Origin of the sequence: Streptomyces sp. NBC_00190 (genome assembly GCF_036203305.1) — a bacterium.
Taxonomy (GTDB): Bacteria; Actinomycetota; Actinomycetes; order Streptomycetales; family Streptomycetaceae; genus Streptomyces.
Genome location: NZ_CP108131.1, coordinates 6,926,871 through 6,941,994 on the forward strand (window position 1 = coordinate 6,926,871; position 15,124 = coordinate 6,941,994).

Sequence of the window (15,124 nt, forward strand, 5' to 3'; positions counted from 1 at the left end):
TAGGGCCCGCCTGACCTTCTCCGAGGAGAGCACCGTGAGCACCACCCAGACCGCCGCCGCCGCCGCCGCCACCGCCCGCCGCATCGCCGAGCTGCCGCCCGAGCAGCGGGCCCGGCTGGAGGCCCGGCTGCGCGAGCGGCTGGCCCGGCGCCCGGCCGCGCCCGCCGGCGTGCCGCGCCGCCCCGAGGGGGCACCGGTGCCGCTGTCCTTCACCCAGGAGCAGATCTGGCTGGCCCAGCAGATCGCCCCGGAGTCGGCCGCGTACAACGTGCCGATGGCGGTGACCTGCTCCGGCCCGCTCGACGCCGAGCGGCTGGCCCGGGCGTTCCGCACGGTGATCACCCGGCACGAGGTGCTGCGCACCACCTTCGCAGCCGGACCCGACGGCATGCCCGTTCAACTGGTGCACGAGGAGGCCGGGTTCGAGCTGCCGGTGACCGACCTTAGGGCCGTGGCGGCGGACGAGGCCGAGGCGCGGGTGCGCGCCCGGCTGGCCGAGGAGGCGCACACCCCGTTCGACCTGGCGGCCGGGCCGCTGCTGCGGGCCGCGCTGCTGCGCACCGGGGAGCAGGAACACGTCCTGTTGCTGACGATCCATCACATAGCTTCGGACGCCTGGTCGGTGAACGTGCTGCTCGCCGAGGCCGCGACGGCCTACCGGCTGGCGGACGGGCCCGCCGACGCGGCACTGCCGCCGCTGCCGGTGCAGTACGGAGACTTCGCGGCCTGGCAGCGCGGCCGCCTGGGCGGCGCCGCGCACCAGGAGAGCCTCGGCTACTGGCAGCAGCGGCTGTCCGGCCTGACCGACACCCCGCCGCCCGCCACCGCCACCGGCCGGCCGGAGGGCGGCGCGGCCGCCGGAACGCACAGCCTGGAGCTGCCCGCCGAGGTCGCGGCCGGCCTGCGCGCCCTGGCCGTACGCCACCGGACCACCCTCTTCACGGTGTCCCTCGCGGCGCTCCAGGTGCTGCTGCACCGGTACGGCGGCGGCCCTGACCCGGTCATCGCCACCCCGGTCGGCGGACGCGGGCGCAGCGAGCTGGAAGGCCTGATCGGCTGCTTCGTCAACACCCTGCTGCTGCGCGGCGACCTGTCGGGCGAGCCGACCTTCGCCGAGCTGCTGGACCGGGCCACCGAAGCGACCCGACGCGACTTCCAGCACCAGGAGGTGCCCTTCGAGCAGCTGGCCGCACAGCTGCGGTCCAGCTCGCCGGACGGACTGGCACGCACCATGCTGGTGCTCGACCAGGCCGCCCCGGAAACCGCCCAGGACGGGGCCGACTCCGGCGGACCGGTACTGCGCCCGCTGGACGCGGCCGGCCCGGCCGACGCCAAGCGGGACCTGACGTTCACCGTCTCGGAGACCGGCGACACCCTGACGCTGACCCTCGTCCACCGCACCGACCGCTACGAGGAGCGCTCCGCCGAGCGCCTGCTCGCCCACTACGCCACCCTGCTGCGCGAGGTCTGCGCCGACCCGCACCGCCCGGTCGGCCGGCTGCCGCTGCTGACCGCCGAAGAGCGCACACTGCTGCTCGACACCTGGAACGCCACCGCCCTCGACGTGCCCGCCGGGACCTTCCACGGCCGCTTCGCCGAACAGGCCGCCCGCACCCCACACGCCGTCGCGGTGGTCGGCGCCGACGGCACCCACCACTACGCCGAACTGGACCGGCTGGCCAACCGGCTGGCCCACCACCTGCGCGCGCTCGGCGTCGGCAGCGAGACGCCCGTGGGCATCTGCCTGGAGCGCGGGTCCTGGACCGTGGTCGCGCTGCTCGCCGTACTCAAGGCCGGCGGCTGCTACGTGCCCGTGGACCCGGCCCAGCCGCAGGAGCGGATGGCGATGATGCTCGCCGACACCGCCGCCCCCGTGGTGATCACCCGCGCCGCCCTCGCCGGCCGGCTGCCGTCCGGGGTGCGGTCGGTCGCGGTGGAGGAACTGGCTCTCGACGCGCAGCCCGACACCGCCCCGGAGGTGGCCGTGGACCCGGGCCAGGCGGCCTACGTGCTGTTCACCTCCGGCTCCACCGGCCGGCCCAAGGGCGTGGTGGTCGAGCACCGGCAGATGCTCAACTACCACACCGCCGTGGTGTCCGCGCTGGGCCTGGAAGCGGCCGGGTACGCGATGGTGCAGCCGTTCACCTTCGACTCCTGCGTCACCGTCCTCTCCTCCGCGCTCCTGGGCGGCGGCACGCTGCACATGGTGGACGCCGACACCGCCTCGGACGGGCGACTGCTGGCCGCGTACTTCGCCGAGCACGCGATCGACTACCTGAAGATCAGCCCCTCGCACCTGGCGGCGCTGGAGGGGCCGGGCGCCGAGAACCGGGTGCTGCCCCGCCGGGGCCTGATCCTGGGCGGCGAGGGCTCGACCAGCAGCTTCGTGCGCGAACTTCTGGGCCGGGCCGAGTGCGAGGTCCTCAACCACTACGGGCCGACCGAGACCACGGTCGGCGTGACCACGCACCGCCCGCGGGCACAGGAGCTCGCCCGTACCTCGACCGTGCCGATCGGCCGCCCGCTGGGCAACGTCCGGGCCTACGTGCTGGACGGCCGGGGCGAGCCGGTCCCGGTCGGGGTGCCGGGCGAGCTGTTCATCGGCGGCGCCCAGGTCACCCGGGGTTACCTGGGCCGCCCGGGCCTGACCGCCGAGCGTTTCGTGCCCGACCCGACCGGTGCGCCGGGCGCCCGGATGTACCGCACCGGCGACCTGACCCGTCGGCTGCCGGACGGCGCGGTCGAGTTCCTCGGGCGGCTGGACGACCAGGTGAAGATCCGCGGCTTCCGGATCGAACTGGGCGAGGTGGAAGCGGCCTTGGCCGCCCTGGAGCCGGTGGCGGCGGCGGCCGCGGTGGTCCGCGAGGACCGGCCGGGGGACCGGCAGCTCGTCGGCTACCTCGTCCCGCTGCCCGGCGCCGAGATCGAACCCTCCGACCTGCGCGGCGAGTTGGCCAAGACGCTGCCCGGTTACATGGTGCCGTCCGCGCTGGTGGTGCTCGACGCGCTGCCGCTCACCGCGCACAACAAGCTGGACCGTCGCGCCCTGCCGGCTCCGCCGCGCCAGGAGGCCGGGACCGGGCGGGCCGCGCGCGACGAGCGGGAAGCCGCCCTGTGCCGGATCTTCGCCGAGGTGCTGGGCGCCGAGCGGGAGCCGGGCATCGACGAGAGCTTCTTCGACCTCGGCGGCCATTCCCTGCTGGCGATGCGGCTGGTTGCGGCGGTGCGGGCCGAGCTGGACGCGGAGGTGGGTGTCCGTGACCTGTTCGAGGCGCCGACGGTCGCGGCGCTGGCCGAGCGGCTGGGCCGGGCCCTGCCCGCCACCGCAGTGCCGCCGCTGGTCAGGGCGGAGCGCCCGGACGTGCTGCCGCTCTCCTTCGCCCAGCGTCGGCTCCGGTTCCTCAACGGGATGGAGGGCGAGGCCAGCGCGTACACGATGCCGGTGGTGCTGCGGCTGGCGGAGTCGGTGGACGCCGTCGCGCTCCGGGCCGCCCTGGACGACGTGGTGGGACGGCACGAGACCCTGCGCACGGTGTTCCCCGAGACCGACGGCCGGCCGTGCCAGCTCGTCCTGCCCGCGGCTCCGGCGCTGGTGCCCCTCGACCTGGTGGAGACCGACGAGACCGGTGCCCGGGCGCGGATCGCCGAGCTCTCGGCCAGGCCTTTCGACCTCGCCGGTGAACTCCCGCTGCGCGCAGCGCTCTTCACCCTCGCGCCGGACGACCACCTGCTGGTCCTGGTACTGCACCACATCGCAGGTGACGGCTGGTCCATGCGACCGCTGACCCACGACCTGACCACCGCCTACCACGCCCGCACCCACGGGGACGCCCCTGACTGGTCGCCGTTGCCGGTGCAGTACGCGGACTACGCGCTGTGGCAGCACCGCCACCTGGGTGACCCCGACACTCCCGGTACGCCCCTGCACGAGCAGCTCGCCCACTGGACGGCCCGGCTGGCCGGCCTGCCGGAGGAGATCGCCCTTCCGGCCGACCACACGCGGCCCGCGCATCCCACGCACCGGGCCCGTACGCACACCACGCACACCGATTCCACGGTTCACCGGCACCTCACGGCTCATGCCCGTGCCCACCAGGCCACGCTCTTCCACGCGGTGCACGCGGCGCTGGCCGTGCTGCTGACCCGTAACGGCGCCGGCACGGATGTGCCCATCGGTACTCCCACCGCGGGCCGTACCCACCGTGACCTGGACCAGCTGATCGGTTTCTTCGTCAACACCCTGGTCCTGCGGACGGACACCGCCGGCAACCCGACCCACACCGAGCTGCTCCGTCGTACCCGTGACGTCGGTCTCGCGGCCCTCTCGCACCAGGACCTCCCCTTCGAGCGTCTCGTCGAAGCCCTCAACCCCAGCCGCACGCCCCACCGCCACCCGCTCTTCCAGACCGTCCTGACCCTCAACAACACGACCGCCGCGAGCACCGAACACATCAGTCAGGACGTCGAGTTCGAGAGCGCGGCGAAGTTCGACCTGTCGTTCACCGTGACCGAGCACCACACCGCCGACGGCGTTCCCGGCGGGCTGACGGTGACCGTCGAGTACGCCGCCGATCTGTTCGAGCCCGTCACCATCGCGCGGCTGGCCGACCAGTTCCAGCGGATCCTGACCACCGCCGCCGAACACCCCGACACCCCCCTCCACGACATCGACCTGCTGGGCGGGACCGGCCGGACCGAACTGGCCGGGCTGTCCACAGGAGCCGTCCACCCGCTGCCCGCCGCCGCCTTGCCGGAGCTGTTCGCCGCTCAGGTCGCCCGCACCCCCGACGCCACCGCCGTCGTCTGCGACACCAGCACCCTCAGCTACGCCCAGCTCGACGCCGTCACCGACCGTCTCGCCCGCCACCTGGTAGCCCTCGGGGCGGGTGCGGAACGCCGGGTCGCGATGCTCCAGCAGCGCTCGGCGGAGCTGGTGGTCAGCACGCTGGCCGTGGTGCGGGCGGGCAGCGCGTACGTACCGCTGTCCGAGAGCTGGCCCGACGAGCGGATGGCCCTGGTGATGGCCGACACCGGCGCCGAACTGCTGCTGGTGGACGCCGCCACTCGCGACCTCCCGTTCGTCCGGGCCCGGGCCGCGGCCGGTGTGCGGGTGGTGGACGTCTCGGCACCGCTGCCGGACGCCCCCGCCCGGCCCGTCCCGGCCGTCCAGCCGGACCGGCTCGCCTACGTGATGTACACCTCCGGCTCCACCGGCACCCCCAAGGGCGTCGCCGTCACCCACGCGGACGTGGCCGCGCTGGCAGCCGACCGCTGGTGGCAGCGGGACGGCCACCACGAGCGGGTGCTGTTCCACTCCCCGCAGGCCTTCGACGCGGCCACCTACGAGCTGTGGGTGCCGCTGCTGAGCGGCGGTCAGGTCGTGGTCGCACCCGCCGGTGATCTGGACGCCGAGCGGATCGGGCGGCTGATCGCCGAGCACCGGGTCACCGCGCTCTGGCTGACCGCCGGTCTGTTCCGGCTGCTCGCCGAGGACGCGCCGCAGAGCCTGGCCGGCGTGCGCGAGGTGATGACCGGGGGAGACGTGGTCCCGGCGGCCGCGGTGCGTCGCGTGCTCGCCGTGCACCCGGGGCTGCGGGTGGTCGACGGCTACGGCCCGACCGAGACCACCGTCTTCGCCACCCGGCACTCGATCACCGCGGGGGACGCGCTCGGCAGCACCGTGCCGATCGGCCGACCGCTGGACAACATGCGCGTCGAGGTGCTGGACGCGGCGCTGCGACAGGTGCCGCCCGGCGTGCCGGGCGAGCTGTTCATCGCCGGTGCCGGACTGGCCCGCGGCTATCTCGGCCGTCCGGCCCTGACCGCCGAGCGTTTCGTGCCGGATCCGTTCGGTGAGCCGGGTGGGCGGATGTACCGCACGGGTGACCTGGGCCGCTGGCAGTACGACGAGCGGGGTGAGGGGCGGCTGGAGTTCCTGGGCCGTACCGACGACCAGATCAAGCTGCGCGGTTTCCGTATCGAACCCGCCGAGATCGAGGCGCACTTCACCAGCCGTCCCGACATCGCGCAGGCCGCCGTCCTGCTGCGCGAGGACAACCCCGGCGACCAGCGCCTGGTCGCCTACCTCGTCCCCGCCACCGACAGCGACAGCGACGCCGTCACCGTCCCGGATCCGGCCGAACTGCGCGCGTACGCCGCCGCCCACCTGCCCGCCTACCTCGTCCCCTCCGCCCTGGTCCTCCTCGACACCCTCCCGCTCACCCCCAACGGCAAACTCGACCGCCGCGCCCTCCCCGCCCCCAGCACGGCCACCACCCCCACCCGGGCCCCCCGCACCCCCCAGGAAGAAGTCCTCTGCGGCCTCTTCGCCACCACCCTCGCCGTCGACCACATCGGCATCGACGAGAGCTTCTTCGACCTCGGCGGCCACTCCCTGCTGGCGATGCGGCTGGTTGCGGCGGTGCGGGCCGAGCTGGACGCGGAGGTGGGTGTCCGTGACCTGTTCGAGGCGCCGACGGTCGCGGCGCTGGCCGAGCGGCTGGGCCGGGCCCTGCCCGCCACCGCAGTGCCGCCGCTGGTGCGCACCGAGCCCCGCCCGGCGCGCATCCCGCTCTCGTACGCACAGGCCCGGCTGTGGTTCCTCAACCGGATGGAGGAGACCGAGCGGGCCTCGTACAACATCCCGGTGGTCTTGCCGCTGACCCAGTCGGTGGACGCCGTCGCGCTCCGGGCCGCCCTGGACGACGTGGTGGGACGGCACGAGACCCTGCGCACGGTGTTCCCCGAGACCGACGGCCGGCCGTGCCAGCTCGTCCTGCCCGCGGCTCCGGCGCTGGTGCCCCTCGACCTGGTGGAGACCGACGAGACCGGTGCCCGGGCGCGGATCGCCGAGCTCTCGGCCAGGCCTTTCGACCTCGCCGGTGAACTCCCGCTGCGCGCAGCGCTCTTCACCCTCGCGCCGGACGACCACCTGCTGGTCCTGGTACTGCACCACATCGCAGGTGACGGCTGGTCCATGCGACCGCTGACCCACGACCTGACCACCGCCTACCACGCCCGCACCCACGGGGACGCCCCTGACTGGTCGCCGTTGCCGGTGCAGTACGCGGACTACGCGCTGTGGCAGCACCGCCACCTGGGTGACCCCGACACTCCCGGTACGCCCCTGCACGAGCAGCTCGCCCACTGGACGGCCCGGCTGGCCGGCCTGCCGGAGGAGATCGCCCTTCCGGCCGACCACACGCGGCCCGCGCATCCCACGCACCGGGCCCGTACGCACACCACGCACACCGATTCCACGGTTCACCGGCACCTCACGGCTCATGCCCGTGCCCACCAGGCCACGCTCTTCCACGCGGTGCACGCGGCGCTGGCCGTGCTGCTGACCCGTAACGGCGCCGGCACGGATGTGCCCATCGGTACTCCCACCGCGGGCCGTACCCACCGTGACCTGGACCAGCTGATCGGTTTCTTCGTCAACACCCTGGTCCTGCGGACGGACACCGCCGGCAACCCGACCCACACCGAGCTGCTCCGTCGTACCCGTGACGTCGGTCTCGCGGCCCTCTCGCACCAGGACCTCCCCTTCGAGCGTCTCGTCGAAGCCCTCAACCCCAGCCGCACGCCCCACCGCCACCCGCTCTTCCAGACCATCCTCACGTTCAACAGCACCACCGCGGCCGGCGCCGAAGCCGCCGCCACCGACATCGAGTCGGAGAGCGCCGCGAAGTTCGACCTGTCGTTCACCGTGACCGAGCACCACACCGCCGACGGCGTTCCCGGCGGGCTGACGGTGACCGTCGAGTACGCCGCCGATCTGTTCGAGCCCGTCACCATCGCGCGGCTGGCCGACCAGTTCCAGCGGATCCTGACCACCGCCGCCGAACACCCCGACACCCCTCTCCACGACATCGACCTGCTCGCCGAGCACGAGCGCAAGGCCTTGTTCACCGACTGGAACGGCCCGTCGCGCGCACTCCCCGGCCGGACCCTGCCCGAACTGTTCGCCGCTCAGGTCGCCCGTACACCCGACGCCACCGCCGTCGTCTGCGACACCGGCAGCCTCAGCTACACCCAGCTCGACACCGCCGCCAACCGCCTGGCCCGCCACCTGGTGGCCCAGGGTGCGGGCCCCGAACACTTCGTCGCGCTGGCCGTGCCGCGCTCGGTGGAGACCCTGGTGGCCGTGCTGGCGGTACTCAAGTCCGGCGCGGCGTACCTGCCCGTCGACCTCACCCACCCGGGCGAGCGGATCGCCTACACCCTGGCCGACGCCCGGCCGCTGTGCGTGCTCACCACCGTCGAGGCTGCCGCTCAACTGCCCGTCACCGAGCACCCGCACCTGCTGCTCGACGCGCCGGACACGGCCGCGGCGCTGGCCGCCCTGCCCGCTCACGACCTCACCGACGACGACCGGTCGGCGCCGCTGTCGCTGCGCAACCCGGCCTACGTGATCTACACCTCAGGCTCCACGGGACGCCCCAAGGGCGTCGTGGTCGAGCACCACTCGCTGGACGCCTACCTGGCCTGGGCCCGCGAGGCCTACGGCAGCGTGGCCGGCCGGGCGCTGGTGCACTCGCCGGTCTCCTTCGACCTCACCGTGACCGGCCTGTTCGCCCCGCTGACCAGTGGCGGCACCGTGCAGCTCATCGAGCTGGACGACCAGGCGCCCACGGCGGGAGAGTTCGACCGTCCGAGCTTCGTCAAGGCCACCCCGAGTCACCTGGCCCTGCTGACCGCGCTGCCCGAGCGCTTCTCGCCCAGCGAGCAGCTCGTGCTCGGCGGCGAGTCCCTGATGGGCGAGGTGCTGGACGAGTGGCGGCGGCGGCACCCGGGCGCAACCGTGATCAACGAGTACGGCCCGACCGAGACCACGGTCGGCTGCACCGAGTTCCGGATCGGGCCCGGCGACACCGCGCCCTCCGGTGTGATCACCATCGGACGGCCGATCTGGAACACCCGGATGTACGTGCTGGACGAGGCCCTGCGGGCGCTCCCGGTCGGGGTCGGCGGCGAACTCTTCATCGCCGGTGACCTGGTGACCCGCGGCTATCTCGGCCGTCCGGCCCTGACCGCCGAGCGTTTCGTGCCGGATCCGTTCGGTGAGCCGGGCGGGCGGATGTACCGCACGGGTGACCTGGGCCGCTGGCAGTACGACGAGCGGGGTGAGGGGCGGCTGGAGTTCCTGGGCCGCACCGACGACCAGATCAAGCTGCGCGGTTTCCGTATCGAACCCGCCGAGATCGAGGCGCACTTCACCAGCCGTCCCGACATCGCGCAGGCCGCCGTCCTGCTGCGCGAGGACAACCCCGGCGACCAGCGCCTGGTCGCCTACCTCGTCCCCGCCACCGACAGCGACAGCGACGCCGTCACCGTCCCGGATCCGGCCGAACTGCGCGCGTACGCCGCCGCCCACCTGCCCGCCTACCTCGTCCCCTCCGCCCTGGTCCTCCTCGACACCCTCCCGCTCACCCCCAACGGCAAACTCGACCGCCGCGCCCTCCCCGCCCCCAGCACGGCCACCACCCCCACCCGGGCCCCCCGCACCCCCCAGGAAGAAGTCCTCTGCGGCCTCTTCGCCACCACCCTCGCCGTCGACCACATCGGCATCGACGACAACTTCTTCGACCTCGGCGGCCACTCCCTGCTCGCCGCCCGGCTGACCGCCCGGGTCCGTGAGGAACTGGGCATCCAGATCGGCCTGCGGGCCCTGTTCGAGACCCCGACCGTGGCCCTGCTGGCCGAACGGATCAACGCCGAGGGCGGCACCGAAGCCTCCGACGGTCTCGGTCAGTTGCTGCCGCTGCGTACCGGAGGCACCCGTCCGCCGCTGTTCGCCGTGCACCCGGGAGGCGGCCTCGGCTGGTGCTACTCCGGGCTGGCCCGCCACCTGGACCGAGACCGGCCGCTGTTCGCACTGCAGGCCCGCGGGCTCGACGGCGAGGGCGAACTGCCGGGCTCCGTACCCGAGATGGCGGCCGACTACCTGCGGCTGATCCGCGAGGTGCAGCCCGTAGGGCCGTACCACCTGCTCGGCTGGTCCTTCGGCGGCACGGTGGCCCACGAGCTGGCCCGCCAGCTCCAGGAGGCGGGCGAGGAGGTGGCGCTGCTGGCGATGCTCGACTCGCACCCGACCGGACGCTTCCGGCACGCCGGGCAGCCCAGCGAGGCGGAGATCCTCTCGCTGGCCCTGGACGGACTCGACCTCGACGAGCTGGGCGCGCTCGCCGCTGATCCGGCGGACGGCGTCGACGGCGAGGACGGCGAGGACGGCGCTGACGTCCTGGGTGACGGACTTCCCACCGCCGACGCCGTGCTGGAGCTGCTGCGGGAGCGCGGCAGCGTTCTGGGCGGGCTGGACCCGGCGGCACTGGGCCGGCTGGTGAAGGTGACCGCCAACAACCTCGCGCTGGCCCGGGGCGAGCAGCCGGGCCGCTACCGGGGCCCCGTGCTCTTCTTCGAGGCCCTGCCGGGCCGGGGCGCCGACGGCACCCCGCTGGCCGAGCTGTGGGCCGAGCACATGGACGGCCCGGTGGAGAACCACCCGCTGGACATCCCGCACAGCCGCTTCACCACCCCGCAGGCCCTGGCGCAGATCGGCCCGGTCCTCGCCGCCCACCTGCGCTGACCGGGTTCACGGGGGGTGGTGCGCCCGACCTGGCGCCGGACGCACCACCCCGCCCCGCCCCCGTCCCGTGCCTCCCCGTCCCGCCGCAGCCTCCGAACGGAGCCGCCCCATGCCCCTGTCCCTCGCCCCGCCCCCCGTGGGCCTGCCATGACCACCTTCGTGCTCGTCTGGGTCGGCCGGCTGGTCACCGCACTCGGATCCAGCATCTCCGGCTTCGCCCTCGGCCTGTGGATCTACCAACAGACCGGCTCCGTCACCCAGTTCGCCACCGGTCTGCTGCTCGGCTTCGCTCCGGGCATGCTGGCCGCCCCGGTCGCCGGGGTCCTGGTGGACCGCTACCGGCGCCGCACCGTGCTGCTCTGCGCGGACGCGGCGGCCATGCTCGCGGCCGTGGCCATGGCCGCCTCCCAGGCGACCGGGCACCTGGCCGTCTGGCAGGTGTACGCGGTCATCATCGTGGAGTCCTGTTGCGCGGCCTTCCAGTGGCCGGCGCTCGCCGCCGCCGTCACGGGCATGGTCGGGCCCGAACAACGCGGCCGGGCCAGCGCGATGACCCAGACCGCCCTGGCCGGGGCCCAGTTGCTCGGTCCGATGCTCGCCGCCGTCCTGCTCGGCGCGGGTGGGCTGCGCGCCGTCCTGCTGGTCGACGTCGTCTCGTTCGGGCTGGGGCTGCTCACCCTGCTGCTCGCCCGTTTCCCCGAGTCGACCGGCCGCCCGGAGCACACCGGCAGCCCCCGGGAACGCCCGGGCTGGCGGGCCGAGCTGACCGAAGGCCGACGGCTGCTCACCGGACAGCCCGGACTGAAACACCTGCTCCGCCTGGTCACCGTCCTCAACGCGGCCGAGGCCACCGCCACGGCCTTGCTGCTGCCCCTGGTCCTGGCCGCCACCCCCGAGGCCGAGCAGAACGCCGCGGTGGCCATGGTCAGCACCGCCGGGGGGCTCGGCCTGGCGATCAGCAGTGTCGCCATGTCCATCTGGTCCACCCCGCGCCGCCCGTTGCCCTGGGTCACCGCGGCCACCGTGCTCAGCGGGGTCGCGGTCCTGCTGGCCGGGTTCTTCCCGCGCCCGGGCCTCCTGGCCGTGGCCGCCTTCACGTTCTTCCTCGGCCTGCCGGTGGTCACCAGCTGCGCCCAAGTGCTCTGGCAGTCCGCGGTGGCCGCCGAGGCCCAGGGCCGGGTCTTCGCCCTGCGCCGCATGTTCACCCAGGGCGGCACCCTGCTCGGCTACCTGCTGGCCGGACCGCTCGCCTCGCAGGTCCTGAGCCCGCTGGTGGACCCCGGCGGGCCGTTCGCCGCCACCGTGGGCCGACTCCTCGGCACGGCCCGCGACCGCGGCAGTGCCCTGCTGCTCTGCTGCACCGGTCTGATCCTGGCTGCCACCGCCGTGGCCGGGCGCCGTCACACCATCACCGCGCTGCCCCCACCGCCCGCCGAGATCCCGTCACCCGTCGAACGGGAGAGCGTGCCGAACGCGGCCGGGCCCCCTGTCACAACGGGCCCCTGAACAGGTACCTGACGAACACCTCGGCCGAACCGTCATCCGGTCGGCGCAACCTGCATACCCTCGAAGGCGATCGACCTGCCCCGATCGGGCCGCGCCGCCCCCTCCACCGATCCGGAGTCAATGTGATCTTCCGCCCCACCGCAGCGTCCGACCTCGGCCGCTTCCTCCCGCTCATCGTCACCGACGCGGCCGGCGGGATGACGGCCGACACGTACACGGCCCGGCTCTCCGCCGGTGAGTACCGCCCCGACTGGACCTGGATCGCCGAAGACGCCTCCGGCGGCTCGCCGCTCGCCCTCGCCGTCTGGTGGGGTGACCCGGACGAGGACCTGCCCGGCGCCCTCGACGGCGTGTTCGTCCACGAATCGGTCCGGTCCGCCGCCGAACGCACCACCGTGGCAGCCGGGTTGCTGGCCGCCGCCCACGCGGCCTACGTCGGGGCAGGCGCGAGCGCCGCGCCCGAGTACCACCTCTCCCTCCCCGGTGACTGGCACGACCGGCCCGACACGGTCGCGGCCGTGGCCTGGCGGCAGGAGGCGGCCCGGCGCGCAGGTCTCCCGGTGACCGTGGAACGGCTGCGCTACGAGTGGACACCACGGACCGGTCTCCCGGAGCCCACCGGGCGTCTGCTCTTCGCCGCCGAGCCCGACGACGAGGTCTTCGTCGGCCTGTTCCGCCGGGTCCTGACGGACAGCCTCGACACGGCCTCCCGGAAGGAGGCCGAGAGCATCGGCCCCGAGGCCCAGGCCCGCGAGGACGTCGCGTTCTACCGCGACACCATGCCGGGGGACCGGTCCTGGTGGCGGGTCGCCCGGACACCCGACGGCGAGCCCGTCGGCTTCGGCCTCCCCTCCCGCAACCACGCCTTCCCCGTGGTCGGATACCTGGGCGTGCTGCCGGAACACCGGGGCTGTGGATACGCGGACGAGATCCTGGCCGAGATCACCCGGATCCTGGTGTCCGAAACCGATCCGGAGAAGGTCCGCGCCGACACCGACCTGACGAACACACCGATGGCCGCGGCCTTCGAACGCGTGGGGTACCGCAACGACGCCCGCCGCCTGGTGTTGTCCGCCCACTGAGTGCGCCGGGCCGGGCCATGGCCACGTGGGCGGGCGGGCGAGATCGTGCGTCTATCCGGCGAATATCCACCCTCGCTTCCATGGGCCCCACGAAGAACCCGTGGAGAGGGACGACCGAACATGAGCACCGAAGAGTTGACCGCCGCTTCGACCGAGGCCGAGGCCCGGGCCGCGTTCCTGTCCCGGGTCGGCGGCCCGGCTCTCGGTGCACGTACGTTGCTGGACCGGGCGGCGGAGCTGCTGCCCGGTGTGGTCGACGCCGCCTCGGACGTCGAAACGGCACTCACCGAGCTCGCGGCCCACGCGGCGATACGCCCGGTATCCGCCGCACCCGCCACAGCCGGGGCCTGGGGCCTCGACCTCGCCACGGGCGCGCTGCGCCGGGTGCCCGTCCCCGCGTCGGGCTCCCCGGTGGGCGTAGCGGCGGGCCTGACCTGGGTGAGCGCCCTCGAATCGGGGCTCGCCCAGCACTGCGAGGCCCTCCTCGCCGGCCGCCTCAGGGCGCCCGGGACCCGTGTGCCCAGGCTGAGCCTGGCAGGGGAGGGCCACGCCGTCCCCGACGCGCTGCTGCGCGCCCTGCGGTCCGAGGACGAGCACGTCGCGCATGACCTGTCCGGTCTGCTCTCCCTGCCCGCCTGCGCCGTCGCGCTCGCCCCGCGCGCGGAACCGGAGCCGGAGCGTGCCCCGGGCCCGGAGCGGGACACGGTCGTCGCCACGGGCGCGACCCTGGCCGAGGCCGCCCGTACTGCCGTGGAGCGCACCCTGTCCCGTCGACGCGCCCGCGCGGCCGGACGCCCCGTCCCGCAGCTGTTCCCCGCCATCGGCCGGGAACAGGAGTCCGATGCTCCCCGGCCGCTCCCCTGCGCCCAGTGGTCCCACCCCCTGGACGCCCTGCACTCCCAGGGCCACAGCCCGGTGGCGGTGCTGCTGGACCACGACGCCGGGGTGAGCGCGGTGCTGCCGTACCTGGTGCGCATCGTGCTGTCGCCGACGTAGCCGCCGGGACGCAAGAGGAAGCGCTGGGTCACCGTGAAGGGCACGTGCTCGTGTCGAACCCCGGGCTACGAACTCAAGTGGGAACGTGTGACCCCACCGGTCTCCGCAACTCCGGACGACCTGCACCTGGACCTGTCCGAAGAGGAGCCCGACGGCTCGTCACCCAGGTCACCACGCCCTCGAGCGTGGAAGGCACAGGGGACGCGGGAGGCTGAGGGGGCCGGGTGGTGCTCGTGGTCGCGAACCAGGCGCAGCTCGGATGCTCATGCATGCCTGAAGGCGTAATCTGGATTTGTCGGCTGCTGGAGACCCGAAGCGTCAGACGAATGCAGTGTACTTGACTGCAATTCAGCACGCGTGAAGTCCGTTGTTTATTGCGTGAAGAGCGTCTATGGCAGTGGCGACGGGGGAGCTGCACCGAAGTTCTGGCTCCAGGGCATGTGGATGCGAGTCGGGCCCTCGGCTGTTCGCCGGACGGACCTTGCTAATTGATGCGTAAAGCAGTCTGTGTTAAATGAAACTGCGCCCGTGGAGGTGCTGAACATGCGACGCTTGCTCACTACTGTGGCCCTAGTGGTCCCTCTCGCCTTTGCAGGAGGCACGGCCGTCGCGGTACCTGAGAGCGCCCCTTCTGCGACCAGTTCGGCGATCGAAGCAGAGTCGAATCATGGGGCGACGACGAAAGCGGCGGACGTCTGCAACTACACCATCCGTCGTCCCACACTCAAGATCGGCTCCTCGGGACGTGCAGTCCAACAAGCCCAGTGCTATCTGAACAGGGCCATGAGCGGCGCAGACCTGGCCGAAGACGGAAATTTCGGCCCGGTCACCAACGCGGCGACGAGGCGGTTCCAGGCTTGCGCCGGCATTACCGTGGACGGACTCATAGGGGCTCAGACATGGTCGTCCCTTGTTTTCTGGGCCAACGGGCCAGATTTCGTTTGCTGATCGC

Annotated in this window: 5 protein-coding genes; all 5 read left to right on the top strand. The window is 73.4% G+C overall.

Annotated features, from left to right (window positions below):
* The first annotated feature begins 34 nt into the window (after positions 1-34).
* Complete coding sequence (locus OG429_RS32455) at positions 35-10,588, top strand: non-ribosomal peptide synthetase (RefSeq protein WP_328928816.1); 10,554 nt, start codon at positions 35-37, stop codon at positions 10,586-10,588.
* 147 nt (positions 10,589-10,735) lie between these two features.
* Positions 10,736-12,094 carry an MFS transporter gene (locus OG429_RS32460; RefSeq protein ID WP_328928817.1) on the top strand — a complete coding sequence of 453 codons (1,359 nt, stop codon included), beginning with the start codon at positions 10,736-10,738 and terminating at the stop codon, positions 12,092-12,094.
* A 122-nt stretch (positions 12,095-12,216) separates the two neighbouring features.
* Entirely contained in the window at positions 12,217-13,176 is a 960-nt protein-coding gene (locus OG429_RS32465; RefSeq protein WP_328928818.1) for a GNAT family N-acetyltransferase, read from the top strand.
* A gap of 120 nt (positions 13,177-13,296) precedes the next feature.
* Positions 13,297-14,172: a hypothetical protein gene (locus tag OG429_RS32470; RefSeq protein WP_328928819.1), complete on the top strand. Its 876-nt coding sequence runs from the start codon at positions 13,297-13,299 to the stop codon at positions 14,170-14,172.
* 528 nt (positions 14,173-14,700) lie between these two features.
* Entirely contained in the window at positions 14,701-15,120 is a 420-nt protein-coding gene (locus OG429_RS32475; protein ID WP_328928820.1) for a peptidoglycan-binding domain-containing protein, read from the top strand.
* Positions 15,121-15,124 lie beyond the last annotated feature (4 nt).

Excerpts from the sequence above, each read along its gene's own strand:
- OG429_RS32460 (WP_328928817.1), top strand. The coding sequence starts at position 10,736 with ATGACCACCTTCGTGCTCGTCTGGGTCGGCCGGCTGGTCACCGCACTC.
- OG429_RS32470 (WP_328928819.1), top strand. The coding sequence starts at position 13,297 with ATGAGCACCGAAGAGTTGACCGCCGCTTCGACCGAGGCCGAGGCCCGG.